The sequence below is a fragment of the Halomonas sp. genome (assembly GCF_031581305.1).
GTDB lineage: Bacteria > Pseudomonadota > Gammaproteobacteria > Pseudomonadales > Halomonadaceae > Halomonas.
Genome location: NZ_JAVLBC010000088.1, coordinates 7,564 through 13,005, shown reverse-complemented (window position 1 = coordinate 13,005; position 5,442 = coordinate 7,564). Strand labels below are relative to the sequence as shown.

General features: G+C 67.1%; 4 protein-coding genes. All 4 read right to left on the bottom strand.

The genetic code is table 11. The features are described 5' to 3' along the window. Positions 1-112 precede the first annotated feature (112 nt). The 4 genes from RI841_RS09040 to RI841_RS09025 all read right to left on the bottom strand — a co-directional run bounded on the left by RI841_RS09040 (position 113) and on the right by RI841_RS09025 (position 5,339). Positions 113-1,204 carry an NAD(P)-dependent alcohol dehydrogenase gene (locus RI841_RS09040; protein ID WP_310705268.1) on the bottom strand — a complete coding sequence of 364 codons (1,092 nt, stop codon included), beginning with the start codon at positions 1,202-1,204 and terminating at the stop codon, positions 113-115. A gap of 105 nt (positions 1,205-1,309) precedes the next feature. Beyond that, positions 1,310-2,218, bottom strand: a complete 909-nt coding sequence (locus tag RI841_RS09035) for a transporter (protein WP_310705266.1) — start codon at positions 2,216-2,218, stop codon at positions 1,310-1,312. Between the two features lie 68 nt (positions 2,219-2,286). Further along, on the bottom strand, positions 2,287-3,753 hold the full coding sequence (locus RI841_RS09030; protein WP_310705265.1) for an aldehyde dehydrogenase family protein: 1,467 nt from the start codon (positions 3,751-3,753) through the stop codon (positions 2,287-2,289). A gap of 35 nt (positions 3,754-3,788) precedes the next feature. Beyond that, positions 3,789-5,339, bottom strand: a complete 1,551-nt coding sequence (locus RI841_RS09025) for an FAD-binding oxidoreductase (RefSeq protein WP_310705264.1) — start codon at positions 5,337-5,339, stop codon at positions 3,789-3,791. Positions 5,340-5,442 lie beyond the last annotated feature (103 nt).

The window sequence follows — 5,442 nt, the reverse complement described above, 5'->3', positions numbered from 1 at the left end:
TGCAAAAGCAGGACGAACCAATGAAAAAATTGGATTTTCCGAAACTATCAGCCTGCAAAAAAAGTGACACCTGCATGGTGCAGGTGCCACCTCCCTTCACACTACCCTTGAACTAGTTGCCGATCTTCAGCACCGGCTTGACGGTGGTGCCGTGCTTCGAGTCCTCGAAGGCCTGGTTGATCTGCTCCGGCGCATAGAACTTCACCAGCCGATCGAAGGGGAAGCACCCGGCCTTGTAGTAGGCCACCAGTTGGGGGATGAAGACCCGCGGCACGGAGTCGCCCTCGATCACCCCGATCATCGACTTGCCCTCGGCCATCAGGTCCTGGTGCACGTCCAGGGTGACCTCGGGGGTGACGCCGACGATCGCCGAGATGCCCAGCGGACGCAGTGCCTGCAGCGACTGGCGCACCACCGCCGGCACCCCGGTGGTTTCCACCGCAAACTCGCTTCCGCCTCCGGTGATCTCGCGCACCCGCTCGACGGTTTCTTCCCGCTGGCCGTTGATTATCTGGGTCGCCCCCAGCTCGCGGGCCAGCTCGAGGCGGCTGTCGTGGACGTCCACCGCGATGATGTGCCGGCAGCCGGTGATGCTGGCCGCCATGATGGCGGAGAGCCCCACCGCGCCGCAGCCGTAGACCACCAGGCTCGACCCGAAGTCCGGCTTGAGCCGGTTGAGCACGGTCCCCGCGCCGGTCTGGATGCCACAGCCCAGCGGGCCGAGCAGCGCCAGATCCACCTCGGGGTCCACCTTGACCGCATTGCGGGCGCTGACCACGGCGTGGCTGGCGAACGACGACTGGCCGAAGAAGGTCGCCAGCGCCTCGCCGTCACGTGCCAGGCGGTGGCCGCCGTCGTCCATGGCGCCGCCGAAGTTGAGCTCGTTGAAGGTGTCGCAGACGGTGGGATGACCGGTCAGGCAGTGGCCACAGCTCCCGCAGTGGGCAAACGACAGCACCACGTGGTCGCCCACCGCGAGACCCGTCACGCCCTCGCCGAGGGCCTCGACCACCCCGGCCCCCTCGTGGCCCAGCACGATGGGAAAGGGCGCGATGCCCAGGTCCCTGGCCACGGCATCGGTATGGCAGACGCCTGTCGCCACGATACGCACCCGCACCTCGCCCAGGGCGGGCTCGGCGAGCTCCACCGTCTGCCATTCGAAATCGTCCCCCTGCGCCGGGGTCACGGCCGCTTGAATCTGCATGGATACTCTCCTCCCTCGAAGGCTCCGCCCAGCCGGCGGCCGAGCGGGGTCGGTAGCGCTCCGGTGATACCCCCGGCCGCCACGTCGGTGGCCGCCGGGAAAGGATCACAGGAACTTGGTCAGCTGCAGGCGGATGGCGTCGCCCTCGCTCTCCAGGCCCTTGAGGCCACCCGCCTCGGCATCGTACTCGTGGTAGACAGCGCCCTTGAGCATCACCCCAGCCGTGGGCCAGAGGTAGCCCGCCTCGGCACCGATGGCGTGGCGCTCGGCCTTGGCGGTGGTCGGCGCGCCGTCATCGGCCTCGAGCTGCCAGGCGTCGTAGCCCACGAGGCCAAGCTCCAGGCCGTTCTCCAGACGGTGGCCGATGCCCCACTCCACCAGCCAGCTGTCCCCCGGCGTGATGCGGGTGTCGTCCTGCTCGGTCTTGATCTCGTAGCGCGACAGCGCCGAGACGTTCCAGGTCTTCTCGGCATCGAGGTGCCACATCCCGGCCAGCGTCAGCATGGTGGTGCCGTAGCCCTTGCCCGCCGAGGCCGGGTTGGCGGCATCGAAATCGGCGGTGTCGAACCAGTGGCCGGCGGCGAAGGTGGCATCCCACTGCGCGCCGTGCCAGCCCAGGATCACCGGGCCGAGGAAGATGTCGCCGAGGCCGTCGTCGTCGAAGCGCTGGCCGCCGGCGACATCGAGGTCGAACTCGATGTCGAGCATCGGCACGATCGCTTCCATCCCGTAGTCGGCGCCGAGGAACGTCTTGTCGGTCATCCAGATGAAACGATGGGCCAGTGCGGTGACGGAGCCGCTGTTGTTCCCGGGCACTGCTGTGCCCGAGCTGTCGTTGAAGTTGTCGACGTCGTAGTGGAGCAGGTACCCCCGATAGTAGAGACCTTCCGGTGGCGCGGCGGCCGCGCTCAGCCCCTCGATGCCCGGTACGTAGTGGCCGTTGACGGCAAGCGCCGGCGTGGCAAGGAGGCTGGTGCCAAGGGCAGCCAGCCAGGCCGTTGTCGGATACTTCATCGCGTATTCTCTCTTGTTGACTTGCCCTGCCACCCACTGGAGAAGGGTCGCAGGGCTGACGGTCGTGCTTAGAACGGGTAGGCGCGCGGCGTATGCTGGACGCTGATCCACTGGTCGGTGGTGAACTCCTCGATGGCCCAGTCGCCATTGAAGCGGCCCAGGCCGGAGTTCTTCTCGCCGCCGAAGGGCACGTGGGGCTCGTCATTGACCGGCATGTCGTTCACATGGGTCATGCCCGCCTTGATGCCCTGGGCAAAGCGCAGGCCGCGCTCCAGGTCACCGCTGAACACGGCACTGGAGAGGCCGTACTCGGTGCTGTTGGCCAGTTCCAGGGCATGGGCCTCGTCGCGGGCCTTCTGGATGCCCACCAGCGGGCCGAAGATCTCCTCGCGACTGATCTCCATCTCGGGGGTGACGTCGCCGAACACGTGCGGCGGCACCAGCTGGCCATGGACCTCGCCCTCCAGCAGCACGGTTGCGCCCTCCTGCCGGGCCGTGGCGATCTTGGCCTCCAGGCCCTCGCGCTGCCTGGCGTTGATGATCGGACCGACCACCGTTTCCATGTCGTTCGGGTCGCCGACACGGAGCCCCTTGACCTTCTCCACGAAGCGCGCAACGAAGTCGTCGTAGCGGCGTTCGTCGACGATGATGCGGTTGATGGCCATGCAGATCTGCCCCTGGTGCAGGAACTTGCCCATCGCCGCGGCGCTCACCGCCTGGTCGAGGTCGGCATCGTCGAGCACCACGAAGGGGCTGTTGCCGCCAAGCTCCAGGGCCACCTTCTTGATATGGTCGCCGCCACTGCAGATCCCGCCGATGCGCCGCCCCACCGGGGTCGAGCCGGTGAAGGAGACCATCCGCGGCACGCGGTGCTCCACGAAGGCGTCGCCGATCTCGCTGCCGGCACCCACCACCACGCTGAGCAGCCCCTCGGGGAGCCCGGCCTCCTCGAAGACCTTGGCCAGCAGCAGGCCGCCGGTGACCGGGGTGTCGCTTGCCGGCTTGACCACCACGGCATTGCCCAGCGCCAGCGCCGGGGCGATGGAGCGCTGGGAGAGGTGCAGCGGGAAGTTCCAGGGGCTGATCACCCCCACCACGCCCAGCGGCTTGCGATAGACGCGGTTCTCCTTGCCCGGCACGTTGGAGGCCAGGGTCATGCCGTGCACGCGCCCCGGCATGCAGACGGCCTCCTGGGTGATGCCGCGGGCCGCGCCCCACTCGACGTTGGCCTTGAGGCGGGTGCTGCCCGACTCGCGGATCAGCCAGTCGATGATCTCCTCCTTGCGGGCATCGAAGATCTCCACCACCCGCTGCAGCAGCGCCGCGCGCTCGGCCGGCGGGGTCGTTGCCCACTCGGCCTGGGCCTTCTCGGCCGCCAGGAAGGCGGCATCCAGGTCGCTGCGATCCGCCAGGCAGATATCGAGCAGCGGGCTGCCGTCATAGGGGTTGGTCACCTCGGCACGGCGTTCGCTGCCGCCCTCGCGCCACTCGCCGGCGATAGGCTGCAGATGGAAATCGCGGTATGCACTACTCATGGGTCACTCTCCTCCGGGATATCGCGGGCCAAGGGTCACTGACGAATGCCGGACTTGCCGGGCGACAGGATGCCATTGGGGTCCAGGGCATTCTTCAGGGTCGTGTGCACTTCGCGAAGCGGCTCGCCGAAGGTGCCGGCGACCTGTTCCATGAACTCGGTGTTGGTGCGGTAGAGCCCGTAGCCGCGCTTTGCGAACTCGTCGATCAGCTCGGCGAAGCAGTCGTGGGCCCGCTGGGTCTCTTCAGGGTCCTGGCGGTTGTAGAGCAGGTCGATGACGTGGTGCATGTCACGCCAGCCGACGATGTACTCCGCCACATAGTCGAAGCCGTACTTGCCGAGGATCTGCTGGGCCAGTTCGGTCTGGTCCCTGGTCTCGCTGCCCTTGGCCTGGGAGACCGGGGCGAACCACATGGAGCCACCGCCCCCGCGCCAGTTGTAGAGGCCGAACTCCTGCAGGTTCATGTCGCCCTTCATCAGCGCCGAGCGATACTCGAAGCCGCCGCCCCGCTTCTCGGCCTCCTCGCCATACATGATCTTCGCCTTGCCGCTCGCCCCGAAGGCCTGCTCGACGATCTTCCAGTTGACCTCGATCTGCTCCGGGGTGCCGTAGAGCGCCGCATAGACGTTCCACTCGCCGATGCCTTCATCGGCCTTGATGCGCTCGATGGCCTCCCGCGGGATGGCGTCCTTGCCGTCGTAGTACGCCTTGCGCACCACGTGGGTGCCGGCGTCCCAGAGGGTATGCACGATGACCACGGCGTTGGGGATGATCTGGGCGATGCGCAGCGGACGCAGCACATCGACGATCTCCTCGATGTCCTCGGGATCCTGATACTGGATCAGGAAGGGACGATAGGCGGGCGGCTCGGGCATCAGCCACAGGCCCATCTTGGTGACGATGCCGAAGTTGGACTGGGTGAAGAGCCCGTCGATGTAGGGGCCATAACCCCACTTGAAGACCTGCCAGGAGCTGGAGTTCTCGATGCCCCCCATCCCGGTGCGCACCACCTCGCCATTGGCCAGCACCACCTCCATGCCGCACTGGAACATGAAGTGCTCGCCGTAGGGGGTATAGCCCACGCCGCGGTCCAGGGTGTTGCCCACCGGCCCGGCGATCGCCGAGGGCGCCGGGGGGTCGAGCCACAGCTTGAGGTCGTGCTCCTTGATGTAGTCGTAGAGCTGCTGGTAGGTCACGCCGGGCTCCAGCAGCGCCGTGCAGACCTCGGGGTCCACCTCGAGGATCCGGTTCATGCGGTGCATGTCGAGCATCACCTGGCCGGTCTCCCCCGGAGCGGCGGAGCCGTAGCCCAGGTTCTTGCCGGTGGAGATGGTCCAGATCGGCACCTTGTACGCGTTGCAGGTGCGCACGATCCCCTGTACCTGCTCGGTGGTGGTGGGCAGCAGGGCCGCGGAGGGGATGTAGTCCGCGTCGTCGCCGGCCATCATGACCTTGGTATAGGGCGCGAGCTGGTCGCTCTCGGTCAGGACGCTGTCGGCGCCGAGGATCTCGCGGAAACGGGCCAGGGCGGCATCGAAGTCCGCCTCACTCACGCCCTTGGGAAGAATGCGCTGTGTCGTGCTCATGGATGGGTCTCTCGATTGTTGTGATCAGGGGCTCAGAGCCGAACCAGGAAGCTCAGCTCGGTGGCACTCGTGGCCTCTCCGGCGGGACGCCTGGCCTCCCGGG